A 17,976-nucleotide genomic window follows, 5' to 3' on the forward strand; every position below is an offset into this window, starting at 1 on the left:
AAAGCCATATATCTTATGAATTAATAAAAAATTTCTATCTGGAAGGGCAATGTTTCATCAACGACAGCTCCAGGCATTCGTGCTGACCGCCGAGATGGCCAGCTTCACGCGGGCCGCGAAAGAAATTCATCTGTCGCAGCCGGCATTGAGCTATCTGATACGAAAGTTGGAAGAGGAATTGGGTATCGTGCTGTTCGCACGCAATACGCGCACGGTAATGCTGACGGAAGGGGGCGCGCTGTTTCTGGGGCACGCCCGTCGCATTCTTGCTGACATGGCTCTGGCACTGGACGACACCCGCAACGTGCGCGAACTCGAACAGGGTAAGCTCACGGTAGCGGGCTTGCCTTCGGTCGCATCTTCCCTGCTGCCGCGCACCATTGCCGCGTTTCGCAAGCGCTACCCCAAGGTAACCGTTGCCTTGCGCGACGGCCTGGCCGATCAGGTTCATCAATGGGTCCGCCGGGGCGAGGTCGATATGGGGTTGGGCTCTCCGTTGGATCAGGATCGCGAACTCGACTTCCAGACTCTGTTTCACGACGATCTGATGCTGGTGACGCCGCCGCGGGTGGTAAGACGCAGCGAGTCGCCCTGGTACGGACTCGACGAGATGCCGTATATCGCCATGACTCCGGGTTCCAGCGCCAGGCACTATGCAGACCTGGCGATGGAGCACGCTGGCAGGGAGGTCCAGCCTACCTGGGAGGTGAGCTTCATGAGTTCGGCCATCGCCATGGTGAGGGCGAAGCTCGGCTATGCGCTACTGCCGACCTCGAGTGTCGATGTCTTCAATCTGGACGCCGTTACCCGGCTACCCGTCAACATGCGCGAACCGCGAGAAATCGGCATTCTACGGCGCAAGCCTTTGCATTCCTCACCGGCACTGGAGGCATTCCTGCGCCAGTTGCGCAAGCAGGTCTCGTCCGCCGAAGCGAGCGAACAGCAGACCTTAGCCGATGACTAGCGACCAAACGAGAAGCGCCGCTCCAGCCGTTCGAACAGCAGGTCGGTGACGATCGCCAGCAGGCCGACCAGCAGCGCGCCCTGGATCACGTAGGCCAGATTGTTGCCGACCAGGCCGGCGATCAGCGGCGTACCCAGGCTCTTGGCGCCCACGGTGGAGCCGATGGTGGCGGTACCGATGTTGATGATCACCGAGACGCGGATACCGGCGATGATCACCCGCATCGCCAATGGCAGTTCGACTCGACGCAGAATCTGCCAGCGATTCATGCCGTTACCGCGTGCAGCTTCTAGCGTGGCCTGCGGCACCGTGCCGAGTCCGGCGATGGTGTTCTGGATCACTGGCAACAGGCCGTAGAGCGACAGTGCGATGATGGTCGGGGCGAAGCCGAAGCCGGCCAGCGGGACGGCGATGGCGAGTACCGCGGCGGGGGGGAATGTCTGACCGATTGCGGCCAGCGACGACACCATTGGCTCGAACTCACGTCCGACCGGACGGGTCACGAACAGGCCGGCGGCGACGCCGACCGTTACCGAGATCAGCGACGACATCAGCACCAGCCCGATATGCGCGAGCATCAGATTGAGGAAACTGTCGCGCGAATAGAGCGGATTGCCGAGATCGGGAAACAGCGCCCGGAACAGCGGCTCGAGCTGATCCATGCCCAGCGTCAGTGCGATCAGCAGCACTATCAGCACACCCAACACCCGGTTGCCGGCCGAAGCGGCGCGCAGTCGTTGCGCTCCTGGAATTGCCCCATTCATGAGGCTTGCGTCCCGTTTTCGGCCTGGATTCCCATGATTCCCTGCATGCCGATCTCGGCGATCAGTTTGCCGGCGTCATCGACCACGGGCAGCACCATCACGCGATACCAGACCATTCGCGAGAGCGCTTCCTTCATGCTCATTCCCGGGGTGGCGGTCCATTCCGGTTTGACCTCGGTCACCTCATGGTCCTCGTCCAGCCGGGCGCCCTCGAGAGCCACCGGTCGACCGGCGTCGTCGAGTTGCCAGCAATGATCGAGACCGGGGTGCGTAGCGTGGTGCTCGAGACTCGGCTCGCGTTGATACTGGTGTACCCAACGCCGCGAGAGCAGCTTGAGGCCGAGGTCCGCCTGACCGATGAATTCGCGGACGAAATCGTTGTCGGGTTTCACCATCAGCTCGATAGGGCGGTCGTACTGCACCAGCTTGCCGCCGTTGAGCAGCGCAATGCGGGTCGCGAGCTGGAGCGCTTCATCCATGTCGTGAGTCACGAACACGATGGTCTTGCCGGTCTGCTGGTGCACGCGCCGCATCTCGGCCTGCAGCACCTCTCGGGTGAGCGGATCGACTGCGCCGAACGGCTCGTCCATCAGCAGCACTTCGGGATCGGCGGCCAGCGCTCGGGCCACGCCGACACGCTGAGCCTGTCCGCCGGAGAGCTGATGCGGATACTTGTGACGAAACTCGGCCGCGTCGAGATGGAACATGGCCATCAGCTCGTCGACGCGATCGTCGATGCGTGATTTCGGCCACTTGAGCAGCTGCGGCACGGTGGCGATATTTTGGGCCACGCTCCAGTGGGGAAACAGGCCGGTCGACTGAATGGCGTAGCCGATCCGTCGACGGAGCTGTTCCGCCGGCAGCTCGGTGACGTCGTCGCCGTTGAGAATGATGCGCCCGCCGCTCAGCGGGACCAGGCGATTGATCATCTTCAGCGTGGTCGACTTGCCACATCCAGACGGCCCGATCAGTACGCCGAATTCGCCGGTATCGAGCGTCAGCGAGACATTGTCGACGACGTTCTTGCCGGCGTAGGTCTTGGTCAGTCCTTTCAACTCGATCATGCGGATCTTTCCTGAGTGGAACCCGGAATGCGGTCAGCGAGTGCCCGGCGGCCGGCTAAACGTGACCAGAATCTGCAGTGTGAAGTCGGCGATCACCGCCAGCACGATGGTCGGGATGGCGCCCAGCAGCACCAGATCGATGGCGTACTGCCCCAGGCCCTGAAAGATAAAGGCACCGAACCCGCCGGCTCCGATCAACGCGGCGACCACCACCAGACCGATTGCCTGCACGGTGACGATACGCAGCCCCGACAGAATCACCGGCAATGCCAGCGGAATCTCCACCTGCCACAGAATCTGACGTGAGGTCATGCCCATACCCCGTGCGGCTTCGAGTGTGCCGGGGGAGACACCGGCAAGACCGGAGTAGGTGTTGCGAACGATCGGCAGCAGCGAGTAGAGCACCAGTGCGATGATCGCCGGGGCTACGCCGATGCCGCTGACGCCGAGATCGCCAAGCCACGGCACCGCGCGGCCGAGCGCGGAAAGCGGTGCGATGAGCAGGCCGAACACGGCGATCGACGGTAACGTCTGGAACACGTTGAGCAGACTGAACAGACCATTGCGCAATCTGTCGCGGCGATTGGCCAGCAGCCCTAAAGGCAGTCCGATCGCGAGGGCAGGAATCAGAGCACCTGCCACCAGCAGTAAATGGCGCACCAGTTGATCGACGAAATTGTCTTTCTGATTGGCGAACTCGCGCATGATCGACAGCGGCGAGAGCAGATCGCCGGAGAAGCAGACCCCGATCACGACCAGTGCCGCCGCCCCGAACAGCGCGCGTTTCACCAGCCCGAGGCGCAGCCTTTGCAGCGCATCGATGGCAATCAGCGCGCTGACGAACAGCAGGATCCAGAAGGTCGCGCCTTGAGAAACACGTGCGGCCGGTGAAGCATCGACCAGCGCGCGGTGGGCATAGTCACCGAGCGAAAAAAAATCCAGCCCCAGCAATGGCAGGGTGGCGATCAGCGAAAGCCATAAAGAGGTGCGTTGGGGCAAGGGCCTTGCCAATGTCGCGGCCAGCAGCGCCAGCCCGATGAGCGCGAGCGCCGTGAGCTGCCACCCCGGCAGGGCCTGCCACAGCATGACCGGTTGACCCGAGGCCAGCCGGTTGGGAGACAGGCTGGCAAACGGTAACAGTATCGCGCTCGCGAACGCTGCGACCAGCAGCGTCAGCAGCACCCGGTTGCCGATCAGTCGATCACCTGCCGATCGTGCCAGCATCATGATCGAATCAGTCCAGCAGGCCCTGTTCGGCGAGATAGTCGTGCGCGACCTTGTCCGCCGACAGGCCGTCGACCTGAATCTTGCCGTTGAGCGTCTGCAGCGTTTCACGATCGAGCGATTCGAACACCGGCTTCAGCAGTTCCTCGATCTGGGGGTAGGTGTCGAGCACTGACTGACGTACCACCGGGGCGGGCTCGTAAACCATCTGCACGCCTTTCGGATCATCCATGACCTTGAGGCCGGCAGCGGCAATGGCGCCGTCCGTGCCATAGACCATGGCGGCATTGGTGCCGCTGGTGCCTTCCGCGGCGGCGCGGATGGTGGCGGCAGTGTTGCCGCCGGAGAGCACCAGCAACTGATCTTCGCTGAGCGTGAAATCGTAGGCGCGCTGGAAGCTCGGCAGCGCCGCGTCGCTTTCGACGAATTCGGCCGAGGCGGCCAGTTTCACTTCGCCACCGTCGCTGATCCAATGGCCGAAGTCGGCCATGGTCGAAAGATCGTTGTCGTCGGCCACGTCCTCACGCAGGGCAATGGCCCAGGTGTTGTTGGCCGGTGCAGGCGTCAGCCAGGCCAGTTGATGGGCCTCGCTGTCGGCAGCCTTGATCTTGTCGTAGCCGGCCTGCTCGTCTTTCCATGCCGGGTCATCGGTGGTATCGGTGAAGAAGGCACCGTTGCCGGTGTATTCGGGATAGAGATCGATGTCGCCAGCGATCAGCGCCTGGCGGACGATATTGGTCGGGCCGAGTTCCAGGCGGCTGTCGACCGGCAGATCGGCGTTTTCGAGCACATCGATGATCATGTTGCCGAGTAGCGATCCTTCGGTATCGATCTTGGAGGCCACGCGGATGGGCTGCTTGTCATCCTGGGCCATGGCCTGGCTGATACCGAAACCGGCGATAATCGCCGCGACGGCGACGGAAGTGACGAGATGGGTCGTGAGCGACTGGCGCATGGTGGCATTCCTTTGCGATCGATGAACTCAAGGCTCGTTTATTGTAGGGCGGCCGTCGAGGACGGCGACTCTCCGTGGCCGGCTGCGTCGGCTGGTCTAGATAGAAGTTTGAGTTTAGCGGGCCTGTGCCCGGTCGACCAGCCGATGCCGAGCTTGTCGCTAGCTGCTAATCTGGCTGGCAGAAAGTATTGGCTCATGATCCGATGTTTCACTGGCGACACGTCGCATTCGATACGTGTCATTCAAACCGTTGCAATCAGCATGTCGTGTTTACTACGTCGTGTTTATCACGTTGTATGCACCAAGCTGTACTCAAACAAGTTGTACTCAAACAAGGAGCAGGCGATGAAGATTATCGGCGCGGCATGGATTGTGAGTGGCATGTTATTGGCGGGTTGCAGCACTGCGCCCAAGCCCGACGAAGCGCCAAGACCTCCCGATGTGAAGTCGGTTCCCGAGGATGCCTGCGGCGCGCAGACGGTGGGGAGCCTGGTCGGAGAAACCTTGACCGACGATTTGCAGCAGCGCATTTCGGATCGCTCGCGCGCCGCGAACATCCGCGTCGTGGAACCCGGCAAAAGCTACACCATGGATTATCGCTCCGAGCGTCTCAACATCAAGGTCGATGACCAGCGCATGATCACGGATATTGCCTGTGGTTAGTCGTTAGGAACGGATGCTTCGAGGGCCGGCTGAATACCGGCCTTCGTCGTTTCGATACCCTGCCATTGGTGGCGTCCTGTCCGTATCGCTCAGTGGACGCCCGCAGAATTCGATCAGGAGATCATCATGCTACGAACCGAGGTCATCACCGAAGGCACGCTGACCTGCTTTCCGCCCGGGCTGACCTATGAAAACGGCTCTTTGGTCAACGTCGAGGTATCGGCGGTGGTCTTCGACGGCCAGCGTCTGATTCTCGCCAGCGACAAACCGATTCCAGGCGGCGAACGTTCGGCGGCATTCGCTTTCGATCTGGTCGATGGCTTACCGGATCCGGATAGCCTTCAATTTTTGACTGCCGATGCCATCCAGCGCGCCGTCAAGTACGAGGATTTCGCGCTGACCGTCGATGGCCGCTATATCCTGGCGACCACCGGTTTTGATCGCATCGACGACGAGAGTCACGATCTCAATGCCTACAATCATTTGCTGATCTGGCCGGTGGGCGAGCCGGATCGGGTGCAGGTCGTGGATCCTGACCCACGCGACGGCGTCGAGGGCTCGTTGGAGCTGCGGCGTAAACTCGATGACGCCATCGGTTTGCCCTATTACAAGATCGAAGGGTTGGCAACGGTGCCTGCGCAGCCGGACTTGGGCAAGACGAGCGACGGCCTGCTGCTGTTCGGGGTTCGCGAGCAAGGTCAGGCCCATGACGATTTCGAGTACGTGGCGCGTGTGGTGGGCGTCCACTATCGAATGACGGCTGACGGCAATCTCGAGTTCGTCGACGAGCTCTGCGAGCACTATCGCTTCGCGCCTTCGGAGTATGCCGGGGTTCGCCACATCTGCGGGCTCTCGAGTCTCGAGTACGACCCCCACAACGACCGTCTCTATCTGATGGCCAGTTTCGAAATCGAGAACGAGGAAGGCGAACAGACCGGCGGCTATCTGTGGTCGATGCCGCTGGCGGATCTGAGCGGAGGCGTCAGTCCGTCGATCGTCGAAGACGCTCATGGCGAGGTGCTGGAGTTCGAGCACAAGGCGGAGGGATTGGCGGTGCTCGATACCCAGAGGCTGTTCGTGGCTTATGATAATGATCGCGACATGACACTGGGCCGGATCGACGAGCGCGACGAACGGGAAGCCTGCGAAGCTCCCTACACCGTGCTACGGATCATTGGCTGAGGTTCTGAATCGTTGGCCGACGCTTCGAGCCTTCGGCTGACGCCTGGCCATCGATTCGTTGTCGATGTGTTCCGAATGGACGAGAGGCGGCTTTCTGCTGCGTGGCTCAGAGAGGCAAGACGATGTTGAAGGATTCCCCGCAACGTTACGGATCGGTCACGCGAGCGCTGCACTGGCTGATCGCACTGCTGGTCATCGCACAGTTGACCAGCGTGTTCTCCAGCTTCCTGTGGGAGCACAACGTCTATAGTCAGCTCATCCTGCCCTGGCATACGACGATCGGGGTCAGCGTCCTGGTGGTAATGGCGCTACGCACGCTATGGGCCTTGTCCCAGTTGCAACAGCGACCCGTACACGAGGGTACCCTGCAACGGCTAGCGGTTTGGGGTCATGTGCTCATGTACGCCCTGCTGATCTTGATGCCGCTGTCGGGCGCCTTGATGACCTGGGGTTCGGGTTACGGCATCCATGTGTTCGGCAATGCCTGGTTCGAAGGTGCCGATGCGCCGTGGGCCGCGGGCTTCGGCAAGTTCCACGGCACCTTCGCCTGGCTGCTGTCGTTCATGATCATGGGTCACATCGTGATGGCGATGTATCACCATTTCGGTCGCCGGGACGACACCCTGCGCCGAATGCTGGGCCGCGAGACTCCCGACTGAGCGTTCGGCTCAGTTTTTCGGGGCTTCTTCGGGGCGGGTGTCGTGACGCGTCCGAGGCTCGCTGAGCTCGCTTTTCCAGCGCTTCACGGCGACCTGTTCCTTGAGCAATTCCAGCATATCGATCAGTACCTGCTGGGTGACCCGATCGGTCCTGTCGTCGACCTGGAGCCAGGCATCGACGCCGCTGCCGACCAGGTCGGTCATCAACGAGTGAAAATGCGGCGAGCGCAGCCCGTCGATGGCCTCGTGAACCACGCGGCTGGCAATGTCGCTGAGACTGCGCTCGATGCTTTCGGCCACGGCATCGCCCATGGGCAGTCGGCGTAGACGGCGTAGCTCGTCATTCTCTTCCATCGTTCTGGCCACTAGCGCAGCGACGTAACGATGTACCTGCTGGTGATTTTCGGCGTACCCCTTGTTGATCGTTCGCTCCAGGCGTGCCGCAACCTCATCGACCAGGGCAGCCTTGCGCGGCTGAATCACTTCGCTCGAAATGCGTTGTGTCAAATGCTGGCTGTCCCGGATCTCGGTCTGCATGTCCGTCAGCAGATTGAGCGCTACGCGGTCGGATAGCTCCTCCATCAGCACACCGTAGTAGGTGCGATAGAAGCGGTAGAGACGCCAGCGGGTGATGTCGATCACACCGAGCCGTTGCAGCCGGACCAGCAGCGAGACTACGCGCAGTACGCGCAGCAGCCGGAAGCCGGCCAGGGGAATGCAGCCAAGCACGTCGTACCAGTGCACGAACGGGTAGAAGAACCACCGTGCGTAGCGTTTCTGTGCGATCGCGATGATCCAGCCCAGCAGCACGTCGAAGATGAAGATGGCGACGAAGCAGAGGTCGATCTCGACGAAATTGGCGCGGATGGTCGTGTCGTAGGCCTCGTGAAGGCCTGGCGCGACTGCTCCGAACGCGGCATTGAGCGGCGGAATCAGATAGAGGCTATCGAAAAGCAGTAGCGTCAGATTGATCGCCACCAGAGCGATGACGACGAAATCCCAGACCAGCAGCAATCGTTCGCCGAGCGGGCTGAGCCGCCGGGTAGCGCGTGGATGGCGAGGGTCGGCTTCAGGCATCGAACGTCCTTGTCCGTGAGGGTAGCTTGATGGGTGACGGTATCGTGCGGCGTGACGGTGTCATTGGCCGGCCGGATAGGCCTTGAGGTGTTCGGCCATGGCATTGCGTTCCTCCTCGGCTTCCTGCTTGCGCAATTTCTTGCGCAGGGCCGCCTTCTCGAAGCGTAGCTTCTGTAGAGGAGTCTTCAGTTCCAGCGCGGGTACCGGGACCGGATTGCCGTCGCTATCGACAGCGACCATGGTGAGATAGCAGCTATTGGTGTGGCGTATCACCCGTTGCTGGATCGATTCTGCCAGCACCTTGATGCCGACTTCCATCGATGAACGGCCGACGTGATTGATCATCGCCAGAAAGGTTACCAGTTCGCCGACATGGATCGGCTGCTTGAACAGCACCTGGTCGACGGACAGCGTCACCACGTAGCTACCGGCGTAACGGCTGGCACAGGCGTAGGCGACTTCGTCGAGCTTCTTTAGAATCGCCCCGCCATGCACCTTGCCACTGAAATTGGCCATGTCGGGGGTCATGAGTACGGTCATCGACAGTTCATGCTGTCGAGGCAGGTCATCAGGCGTCACGGTGTCCTCGGAATCGATGCAAGACGTTATTGTGCGCCAGATGTACCACGTTTCATCGCGGCTGCCCATCGGCCGGCCCAGTAGTCGACCCCGGTCCGGGCCATCGCGGGCCGCTTCCGGCAGGATCCCGCGCCGAGCTTAGAGCAAGGTCAGCCCCAGACCGATAATCACCCCCGTCACCGCTAGCTGTATCAGGCAGAAGCCCATGATGTCCTTGGCCTTGAGGCCGGCGATGGCGAGTACCGGCAGCGCCCAGAAAGGTTGTAGCAGATTGGTCCAGGCATCGCCCCAGGCAACGCCCATGGCAACGCGGGAGACATCGGCGCCGAGCGCCTCGGCGGCCGGCAGCATGACGGGCGCTTGAACCGCCCACTGGCCGCCGCCGGAGGGGACGAACAGGTTGACCACCCCGGCGCTGATGAATGACCAGAACGGCAGCGTATCGGCGCTGGCGATGGCGACGAACATCTCGGAGAGGGATTGCGCCAGACCGGACTGCATCATGATGCCCATGATGCCGGCATAGAACGGGAACTGGATGACGATGCCGGCGCCGCCCTTGATTGCCTCGTTGAGGCTCGAGAGCAGGCTGCGCGGTGTACGATGCAGCACGATGGCGAGTGACAGGAACAGGAAGTTGACGCTGTTGAGATTGAGTCCGCCGCCGGCGAAGACGAAATAATGGACCAGATAGAGCAGCCCCGGAATGCCGACCAACATCGACAGCAGAGTGCTGTTCTCGAGTCGGTCGGCCGGGCGTTCGATGGCGTTGCGGTCGGCGTTTTCCGGCTCCGCGAGCTGCTCGCGACTGACGAAGACGCTTTCGTTTTCCGGCGGCAGCATCCAGCGGTTGATCAGCGGCATGACCACGAACAGCGCGGCGACGATGATCAGGTTGTAGCTGGCGAAGATGGTCTGCGAGGTGGGGATGATACCGATTTGAGCTTCGCTGAAGTGCCCCGGCGTGGCGATGGTTAGCGGGATCGATCCGGCGAGCCCCCCGTGCCAGACCACGAACCCGGAGTAGGCACTGGCGATTAGCAGACGATAGTCGACCCGAATCTGGCGCGCCAGCGCCTTGGCGAACAGCGCACCGATGACCAGACCGAATCCCCAGTTGATCCAGCTGGCGGCGAGCGACACCAGTGTCACCAGAATGATCGCACTGGCAGGCGTTTTGGCGGTCGCGGCGAGCCTGTCCAGCAGTCGCTTGATCGGGGGCGAGTTGGCGAGCATGAAGCCGGTGACCAGCACCATCAACATCTGCATCGAGAACGACAGCAATCCCCAGAAGCCATCGCCCCAGTATTGCATCACCGCCAGCGGCGACTGCTGTTCGAACAGCATCGCGGCCAGCGCGGCGATGATCGTCAACAGCAGCACGAAGATATAGGGATCGGGCAGATAGCGCTCGACCAGCTTGACCGCCGGACGTGACAGACGCTGCAACATGACGTGGGCACTCGTTGGCGAAATGGTAGCGCGAGACTACCCGATCCTTGCGGAAACCATCAGTCAACCTTGGTCTAGCGTTTTGATTCCTGAACGATTTCGGCGTCATAGCACCAGCGAGTGCGGCGATATCGAAAATAGCAGACACCCAGCGAGGCCGAGCGCACCAGGGTGAAGAATAGAAACGAAAACCACAGACCATGGTTACCGTAACCCTGGGTCAGCCACCATACTGGCAGGTAGCAGGCGATCGCCAGCCAGATGGTATCGCGCATGGCACGGCTTTCGGTGGCGCCGATGAAAACGCCGTCGAGCAGATAGCTCCACACCGCCAGGGCTGGCATGACGATCATCCACGGCAGATAGTCGGCGGCGGTGGCGCGAACTTCCGGCAGGTCGGTCAGCAGCGATATCAGGCCATCGCCCGCCACGGCGAACAGCAGCATCGAAGCCCCCGCGACCAGCAGCGACAACTTGCCGGCGGCGCGCACGGCATCGCTGAAGTCATTCCAGTCGCGCCGACCTACAGAGCGGCCGGTGAGGGCTTCGGCGGCGTTGGCGAAGCCGTCCAGCGCGAACGAGGTGAGCATGATGAACTGCAGCAGCACGGCGTTGGCCGCTAGCACGGTGTCGCCGAAATTGGCGCCCTGGGCGATGAAGAACGCCTGTGCGAACAATAGCCCCAGCGTGCGCACGAACAGATGCTGATTGACACGTATCAGCGCCGAGTAGCGCTCCCATGCCCACAGCGCCGGGCGTGAAAGAAAACCGCCGAGATCACGGCAGTGAACGGCAACTCGCCACAGGCCAAAGGCCAGTGCACTGTAGTCGGCAATGAGCGATGCCCAGGCCACGCCATCGCTGGCCAACCCGAAGCCGACCACGAACAGCAGATCGAGCACGATATTGACGCCGTTGGTGAGCAGCAGGATCGCCAAGGTGATTCGGGTTTTCTGCTGGCCGATGAACCAGCCCAGGATGGCATAGTTGGCGAGGACCGCTGGCGCCGAGAAGATCCGAATGTGCGCATAACTGGCGGCGAGCGACATCGCCGCTTCGCTGCCGTCCAGCAGCCACAGGCCGAGATCGATCAAGGGTTTCGACAGCACGATCAGCGCCAGCCCGATGACCGCCGCCATCACCAGCGACTGAGCCAGCAGCAGCCGGACGGCGCTGTCGTCTTCCCGACCCATCGCCTGGGACGTCAGGCCGGTAGTGCCCATGCGAAGAAAGCCGAAGCCCCAGTAGAGAAAGCTGAAAAGTGTCGCGCCGAGCGTCACCGCCGCCAGATAGCGCGAGTCCGGCAGATGGCCGACGACCGCCGTATCCACCAGACCGAGCAACGGCACGGTGATATTGGAAAGGATGATCGGCCAGGCCAGCTTCCAGATATGGCCGGTGGTGTAGCGGCTGGTGTGATCGCTGCCTGATTCAGGCGGAAAAGTCTTGGTGCGGCCCACGGGGTTTCTTGCCTCCGTTCATCGTGTTCGGGCCTAGGCCTTCGGGGATGGGAAATATCGTCCAGCAGGGCGGCACAAACAGAAGCGCCGCCGAGAGCGGCGGCGATTCGGTGTCACGACATGCGGGAGCGAATGTCAGGCTGCGGTGATGATCTTGTACTTCTCCATCAGCTCGTCCTTGCTCTCTTCGCGCTCGGGATCGAGCGGAATGCAGTCCACCGGGCATACCTGCTGACACTGCGGCTCGTCAAAGTGGCCGACGCACTCGGTGCAGCGGCTCGGGTCGATGACGTAGATCTCTTCGCCGGGCGATATCGCATCGTTCGGGCATTCCGGTTCGCAGACATCGCAGTTGATGCATTCATCGGTGATCATCAGGGCCATATCAATGTCCTCCTGACGGTTTGTCGCCGTCTGCTGCAAATCGCCGCCGCAAGGCGTCGACCACGCTCGGCGATACATGTTGGGAAACGTCTCCGCCCAGCCGTGCGATCTCGCGCACCAGGGTCGAAGAGATATAGGAATTCTCGATCTCGGGGGTCAGAAACAGTGTCTCGACGTCCGGCGCCTGGGCGCGATTCATGTTGGCGAGCTGCATCTCGTACTCGAAATCCGACACCGCCCGCAGTCCGCGAAGAATGATGCGGGCCTGCTGCTGGATCAGCAGTTCGGTCAGCAAACCGTTGAAGCCGATCACCTCGACATTGGGCCATTCGGCAACGACGTCGCGCGCCAGAGTCTCGCGCTCATCGAGCGATAGCGTCGGCTGCTTGCGCGGGCTCTCCGCGACCGCGATCACGACCTTGTCGAAGATTCGTGCGGCCCGCTGAATCAGATCCCGATGACCGTTGGTGATCGGATCGAATGTGCCGGGATAGACCACGGTATTCTGCATTCAAGGGACTCCGCTCAATGGACTCCGCGCTGGTCGAAGGCGTTGCTGATACGCAATTTCGCGTCCGGTTTCAGTCCAGTGTACCGAAAGGATTGTCGACCTTCAGTGACACGGGGTTGGCATAACCGGGGATACGGATCGAATCGCGACCGACTTCCAGCTCAGGACCCTCCAGCACGCCTTCGCCGAAGCGATAGATGACCTCGAACTGTCCGGCGTTGGCGGCAGTTTCGTAGCGTGCGGCGGCAGCGAGCGTCTGTTCGCGGCGATGGCGCCAGTCATCCAGCGCGCGCTGGCCGTGGCGCCTAGCCAGCAGGCGCTCGGTCATCTTTGGCGAAAGCAGCAGGCCGGTGGCATTGTTGCCACCGAACCCCTTGGCATTGATGAAGCTGCAGTCGGTTTCGAGTTCGAGGGGTTCCCGGAAGAAACGCAGCCGCTCTGCATAGACGTCATCGGCGACCGCATCGAGCGTCGGAATGCCCGGCACCCAGCCATGGGCAAACGTACCCAGCGCGCTGGCGATCTGATCGCCGGCGGCACTGCCCTGGGAGTGACCGATGAACGCCTTGATGGCGGCGATCGGCCAGTTCTCGATGCCGTTGGCCCTGGCCACCTGATCGAAGATATGCGATTCGGTGGTGCGGTTTTTCGGCGTACTGGTGCCATGCGCATGGATATAGCTGCGCTGGCGTACGCTCTGTTCGCCGAGGATCGACGTGGCCAGAGCGACCGACTTGCCCAGCGTAAGGTAGTTGCCGATACCGGGTGCGGAGATCGAACGCTTCCAGCCGTCGGCGTTGACGTTGACCTCCGGCACGGCGCCAAGGATCTGCGCACCGGTCTCGAGCACCAGTGAGTCGTCCATCAGCAGCACGAACTGCGACGCTTCGGCGATGGTGAACCCGCAGTTGCGCGCGAACGGCCGACAGGCCCGCTGATAATCCTCGTCGGTCAGCAGCTCGAGGGCATCCAGCGCCATCAGGCTCTGATCGTCGGCCAGCGCGCTCATGGCGCGGAAACCCTCGATGATCTCCGGCGTCACCGGCGCGTCGCTGGTGCCGACCATGACGATGCGTCGGCGCCCCTGGCGGATATCGTCGATGCCCAGACGCAGATTGTAGAGGAACGTGGCGCAGGCGCCCTGGATCGCGCCGGTGGCGCCCACGCTGCCCAGCACGTAGGCATTGAGGAAATCGGCCGGCATCTGGCCGTAACCCAACGGCATCTGCTTGGAGGTGGTGCGACTTCCGGTGACGAAGCTCTTGAGCATGCCGCCCCAACCAGCATCATCGAGCTGGCCGATGGAGTTGCCGGCGTAGACCGCGATGGCGTCCGGGTCCACCCGATCGCGCAGCGATTCCCAGTCGAGCCCGCTCTGGCCGAGACAATCGCTGACTCCGAAAATCGCCATCGATAGACCGCGCGGATGATGGACGCTGCGATAGAAAGTGTCCGGCGCGAAACCCGCAGGCAGGCACCCCGCGGCGCGAACCAGTGCCTGGCGTCTTTCGGGCAGCAACGCATCCAGTGTGCCGGCGGGGACGCTGACCTCGACCGTCTGCTTGTCGAGTTCGCGGATCTCCCAGCCCTCGGGCAGCGGCTGTGGTAGCTGTCGCCGTGAGGTCGTGAAGCGCATCGGCTCCTTGAGCGTCAGTCGCATTTCACGGTTGCCGGGTATTCCTCCTTCCCGAAAAGCGTCGTCCTCGATACGCCGAATCAGCGTGTGCTTGAGGATGGACTCGCGATAGCGGGCGATAACCGCCTGTTCGCTAAGCGTTTCGCCATCGGCATCGAGCCACTGACCGTTCCCTTGCGGGGTGATCAACTGCATCAAGCTGGCTAGGGCGACAAGCGTTTGCGTTTGCTCGGTTTCTGACAGAACGTCGAGAATCGTGCGGCGGTAGGCTTGGTGCCCCGAGGTTCTACCCGCGGCGTTGACGCCGCCCATACCGACGATTACCGGTAAATGTGACAAGCCACGTCCCTCGTGAACATTGGGGGCAATCGGTAAAGCATGGCATGGGGATGACGCGACTGCGATGAAAAGGCGTCTCCCGCCGAAGGCGCGCCGTCGCCGACTCCCGGTCGGTGGACGACACCCTGAACTGGCAAAGGAGAACCCTCAAAAGAGAACCTGAGCCGGCGCAAGGCAGTGGTCGCGCATGCCATCGAAGGCCGTATTGCCAGAATTGGCTGAATGTGGGCTGGGATGATACACCTGCGCGCGCGCGCCGTCATGCCGCGCAGCGTAAGCGATCGTGCGATCTTTGCCGCGAGCGACGGCGCGGGATGAATGCCAGTGTCGGGGCGACGCGAATGCTGATGTCGAGGCTGATAGAATTCGCGATCTGTCGTTCGTCCGTAACGGTGCTCGTCATTCAACGGTCTCCATCATTCAACGGTATTCGCCATGCAAGCATCTTCCCGCACCATCACGTCCAGCCAGTCGGGGCCGCACCAGGACCTGGTTCGCCGCGTCGAGCGGGCTCGCGATGGCGACTGGCAACGTCCGCCGGCGGCGCACACGCGCGGCGCTTTCGAAGCGGCAGCGGAGTGGCTCGAGTATCAGAGTCGGCCGTTGATCCTCGATGCCGGCTGCGGCGTGGGCCTCTCCACGCGGCGGTTGGCGGAGCACCATCCCGATCATGCCGTGATTGGGGTGGATCGCAGCGAACAGCGGCTGGCACGAGACCATGGCACCCTGCCGGACAACGCGCTGCTGGTGCGTGCCGATCTGGTCGATTTCTGGCGGTTGGCACTCGCCGCCGAATGGTGCCCGGCTTGGCACTATCTGCTTTACCCCAACCCGTATCCCAAAAGCACGCAGCTCAAGAAGCGCTGGCAGGGGCACCCGGTCTTTCCGGCGATAGTAGCGCTGGGTGGTCGGCTCGAACTGCGTTCCAATTGGGAGATATACGTTCGGGAGTTCGCGCTCGCGGTGAAAACGCTCTGCGGCCGCGAAGGCGAGGTTTCGCCTTTCGTGCCGGAGACGACATCCGCGACACCGTTCGAGCAGACGTTTCTGACGCCGTTCGAACAAAAATATTTCGAGAGCGGCCAGACGCTGTGGCGTTACCGCGTCGATCTGACGGCAACCGCCATCACTTGATCAGGAAGCCCGTATCATGAGCTATCTGTTGCTCGCCCTGGCGATCATCGCCGAAGTCGTGGCGACCAGCTCGCTGAAGGCATCCGCCGGCTTTACGCGGCTGCTGCCCAGCGTGATCGTGGTGCTGGGCTACGGTTTTTCGTTCTACGCGCTGTCGCTGGTTCTCAAGTCGTTGCCGATTGGGATCACCTATGCGATCTGGGCGGGGCTCGGTATCGTGCTGGTGACGTTGATCGGCATCGTGTTCTATGGCGAGAAGCCGGACCTGCCCGCCTATCTGGGCATGGGGCTCATTGTCGCGGGAGTCGCCGTGATTCAGGTTTTCTCGAGGTTATCGTCACATTAGCGTTTTTGTTCGTATTAACGTCATACCAGGCATCGCATCCGAAGGGCGTTAATTGGTACGCTCTGGATCAGTTTGGCCCTCATTTTTCTTTGGAGCGAGCATCCCATTATGCGGCGATGGCTAGGTCGTGGTTCTGTGTTTTTCGGTGCGTTGTCCCTGTCTGTCGTTTCCATCGTCGCCCAGGCGGCCGGGTTCGATCATGTCGGCCGGCTGGCCGATAAAGGCTTCGTGATCAGTGCTCAGGCCCGCCTGCTCGATAGCGGCGAAGTGCTCGGCGCCATCAACCCTGCGCAGTCATTGTCGCCGGCTTCGGTCACCAAACTTTATACGGCGGCCGCTTCGCTGGACCGCTGGGGGCCTCAGCATCGTTTCACCACCCGATTCGTTTCCTCCGGGTCGCTCGGTAGCGATGGCGTGCTTCATGGCGATCTGGTGCTCGAAGGGGGCGGTGATCCGGCCCTGACCTCGGAAGCGCTCTGGCAGTTGATCCAGAAACTGCGCGAACTCGGGGTCTCCAGCGTCGATGGCCAGTTGGTGGTCAGTCAGGCGCGCTTCGGCCCGGTGACGTGTACCACGACCGATCGCTGCGACACCCGGACCGAGGGCACCAACGCCTACGCGTCGCTGCTTTCTTCCGCCGCAATCAACTACGGCAGCTGGTGTGCCACGGTCATGCCTGGTGTCGTCGGCCAGCCGGCACGAATCACCAGCTGTGACACGGTAGCGCCGACCATTCGCATCGAGAATGACGTGAAAACGGTCGCGGCTGGTGGCTCGGCCACGCTTTATGCCAAACGGGTCACCGATAGCCAGGGCGATACGCTGCGCGTCAGCGGGCAGATTCCCGCCGGCAGCTATCCACGTCCGGTCTACAAGGCGAGTTCGGATCCGGCCGATCAGACCGGCCAGACACTGCTGTCGCTGTTGCGCCAGTCCGGGATTCCGGTCAGCGGCGGTTACGCGGTCAGCCGTCAGGCGCCGCCGTCCACTGCACAGTCACTGGCCGCCGTCGAAGGCAAGCCGCTGCAGGAGCTGCTGCTGCGCACGCTCAACTACTCGAACAACTTCATGGCCGATACGCTGGCCCTGGATCTGACGTCAGGCACGCAGCAGGGGTTGCCCGATGCCGGACGAGCGCTGGAGCGTTTCGCAGCCGGCCTGCCGGGTCATGGCCCGGTAACCCTGCACAGCGGCAGCGGCTTGACGCCGGAAAACCGCGTCTCCGCGCAGAACGTCAATGCGCTGCTCGGCGCGATGTATGGTCGCGCGTCGTTATTCCCCACCTTCGTCGCGGGCATGCAGGTGCCCACCAACGGACCGATGCACTTCATTCGCCGCGGCAGTCAGACCTTTCAGGATCACGTGATGCTGAAGACGGGGACGCTCAACGAGCCGGTGACAGTGCGTGCCATTGCCGGTTATTTTCGCACCGAAAGTGGGCGCTGGGGCAGCTTCGCGGTCCTAGTCAACGGCACAGCATCGACGCCTTATCTTTCCTGGCGGGAGACGTTGCCGATGGTGTCGGACGATCTGACCGCGATGATCGAACGCCACTGACCATTTTGCGTTCCTCGTCGCCGGTA

The 17,976-nt window shown here is 61.9% G+C and carries 18 protein-coding genes; 7 read left to right on the forward strand and 11 right to left on the reverse strand.

The features are described from left to right. The first annotated feature begins 49 nt into the window (after positions 1 to 49). Complete coding sequence (locus tag DOM27_RS13520) at positions 50 to 964, forward strand: LysR family transcriptional regulator (protein ID WP_110656579.1); 915 nt, start codon at positions 50 to 52, stop codon at positions 962 to 964. Here the strand turns inward: DOM27_RS13520 and DOM27_RS13525 are convergent. The 4 genes from DOM27_RS13525 to osmF are packed head-to-tail and all read right to left on the reverse strand — an operon-like array spanning position 961 to position 4,971. Further along, the gene (locus DOM27_RS13525; protein ID WP_110656580.1) at positions 961 to 1,728 is read right to left on the reverse strand and encodes an ABC transporter permease; all 768 of its coding nucleotides are present in this window, start codon (positions 1,726 to 1,728) and stop codon (positions 961 to 963) included. The genes DOM27_RS13520 and DOM27_RS13525 overlap by 4 nt on opposite strands. Beyond that, positions 1,725 to 2,792: an ABC transporter ATP-binding protein gene (locus DOM27_RS13530; RefSeq protein ID WP_110656581.1), complete on the reverse strand. Its 1,068-nt coding sequence runs from the start codon at positions 2,790 to 2,792 to the stop codon at positions 1,725 to 1,727. Before DOM27_RS13530 ends, DOM27_RS13525 begins: the two co-directional genes overlap by 4 nt. A gap of 33 nt (positions 2,793 to 2,825) precedes the next feature. Further along, positions 2,826 to 4,019 (reverse strand): ABC transporter permease, encoded by a 1,194-nt coding sequence (locus tag DOM27_RS13535; protein ID WP_110656582.1) that lies wholly within the window; start codon positions 4,017 to 4,019, stop codon positions 2,826 to 2,828. 7 nt (positions 4,020 to 4,026) lie between these two features. After that, positions 4,027 to 4,971 (reverse strand): glycine betaine ABC transporter substrate-binding protein OsmF, encoded by a 945-nt coding sequence (gene osmF, locus DOM27_RS13540; protein WP_110656583.1) that lies wholly within the window; start codon positions 4,969 to 4,971, stop codon positions 4,027 to 4,029. A 345-nt stretch (positions 4,972 to 5,316) separates the two neighbouring features. On the opposite strand from osmF, the gene DOM27_RS17920 reads away from it, so the two are divergent. The 3 genes from DOM27_RS17920 (at position 5,317) to DOM27_RS13555 (ending at position 7,475) form a co-directional block, all read left to right on the forward strand. Then, entirely contained in the window at positions 5,317 to 5,634 is a 318-nt protein-coding gene (locus DOM27_RS17920; RefSeq protein ID WP_157956772.1) for an I78 family peptidase inhibitor, read from the forward strand. Positions 5,635 to 5,760: 126 nt separating this feature from the next. Beyond that, entirely contained in the window at positions 5,761 to 6,816 is a 1,056-nt protein-coding gene (locus DOM27_RS13550; RefSeq protein WP_110656585.1) for a hypothetical protein, read from the forward strand. Between the two features lie 122 nt (positions 6,817 to 6,938). Continuing rightward, positions 6,939 to 7,475, forward strand: coding sequence for a cytochrome b (locus DOM27_RS13555; protein ID WP_110656586.1), 537 nt, complete (start codon positions 6,939 to 6,941; stop codon positions 7,473 to 7,475). 9 nt (positions 7,476 to 7,484) lie between these two features. On the opposite strand, the gene DOM27_RS13560 is transcribed toward DOM27_RS13555, so the two are convergent. The 7 genes from DOM27_RS13560 to DOM27_RS13590 all read right to left on the reverse strand — a co-directional run bounded on the left by DOM27_RS13560 (position 7,485) and on the right by DOM27_RS13590 (position 14,886). Next, positions 7,485 to 8,552, reverse strand: coding sequence for an ion transporter (locus DOM27_RS13560; protein ID WP_110656587.1), 1,068 nt, complete (start codon positions 8,550 to 8,552; stop codon positions 7,485 to 7,487). A 60-nt stretch (positions 8,553 to 8,612) separates the two neighbouring features. Further along, entirely contained in the window at positions 8,613 to 9,092 is a 480-nt protein-coding gene (locus DOM27_RS13565; protein ID WP_245392725.1) for an acyl-CoA thioesterase, read from the reverse strand. Between the two features lie 177 nt (positions 9,093 to 9,269). Further along, positions 9,270 to 10,583, reverse strand: coding sequence for a short-chain fatty acid transporter (locus tag DOM27_RS13570; protein WP_110656589.1), 1,314 nt, complete (start codon positions 10,581 to 10,583; stop codon positions 9,270 to 9,272). Between the two features lie 74 nt (positions 10,584 to 10,657). Next, on the reverse strand, positions 10,658 to 11,974 hold the full coding sequence (locus tag DOM27_RS13575) for an MATE family efflux transporter (protein ID WP_110657798.1): 1,317 nt from the start codon (positions 11,972 to 11,974) through the stop codon (positions 10,658 to 10,660). Positions 11,975 to 12,178: 204 nt separating this feature from the next. Beyond that, entirely contained in the window at positions 12,179 to 12,427 is a 249-nt protein-coding gene (locus DOM27_RS13580) for a YfhL family 4Fe-4S dicluster ferredoxin (protein ID WP_110656590.1), read from the reverse strand. 1 nt (position 12,428) lies between these two features. Continuing rightward, on the reverse strand, positions 12,429 to 12,938 hold the full coding sequence (gene coaD, locus DOM27_RS13585) for a pantetheine-phosphate adenylyltransferase (RefSeq protein WP_110656591.1): 510 nt from the start codon (positions 12,936 to 12,938) through the stop codon (positions 12,429 to 12,431). 70 nt (positions 12,939 to 13,008) lie between these two features. Beyond that, entirely contained in the window at positions 13,009 to 14,886 is a 1,878-nt protein-coding gene (locus DOM27_RS13590) for a beta-ketoacyl synthase (protein WP_110656592.1), read from the reverse strand. Between the two features lie 462 nt (positions 14,887 to 15,348). Here DOM27_RS13590 and trmB point away from each other — a divergent pair, with 462 nt between their 5' ends. From trmB to dacB, 3 genes are all read left to right on the forward strand, one after another. After that, complete coding sequence (gene trmB / locus DOM27_RS13595) at positions 15,349 to 16,047, forward strand: tRNA (guanine(46)-N(7))-methyltransferase TrmB (RefSeq protein ID WP_110656593.1); 699 nt, start codon at positions 15,349 to 15,351, stop codon at positions 16,045 to 16,047. 13 nt (positions 16,048 to 16,060) lie between these two features. Beyond that, positions 16,061 to 16,393 (forward strand): DMT family transporter, encoded by a 333-nt coding sequence (locus tag DOM27_RS13600; RefSeq protein ID WP_188113742.1) that lies wholly within the window; start codon positions 16,061 to 16,063, stop codon positions 16,391 to 16,393. 108 nt (positions 16,394 to 16,501) lie between these two features. After that, a complete protein-coding gene (gene dacB / locus DOM27_RS13605) occupies positions 16,502 to 17,950 on the forward strand; it encodes a D-alanyl-D-alanine carboxypeptidase/D-alanyl-D-alanine endopeptidase (protein ID WP_110656595.1) in 1,449 nt (482 codons plus the stop codon). Positions 17,951 to 17,976 lie beyond the last annotated feature (26 nt).

Origin of the sequence: Salinicola halimionae, from assembly GCF_003206065.1 — a bacterium.
GTDB classification, from domain to species: Bacteria; Pseudomonadota; Gammaproteobacteria; order Pseudomonadales; family Halomonadaceae; genus Salinicola; species Salinicola halimionae.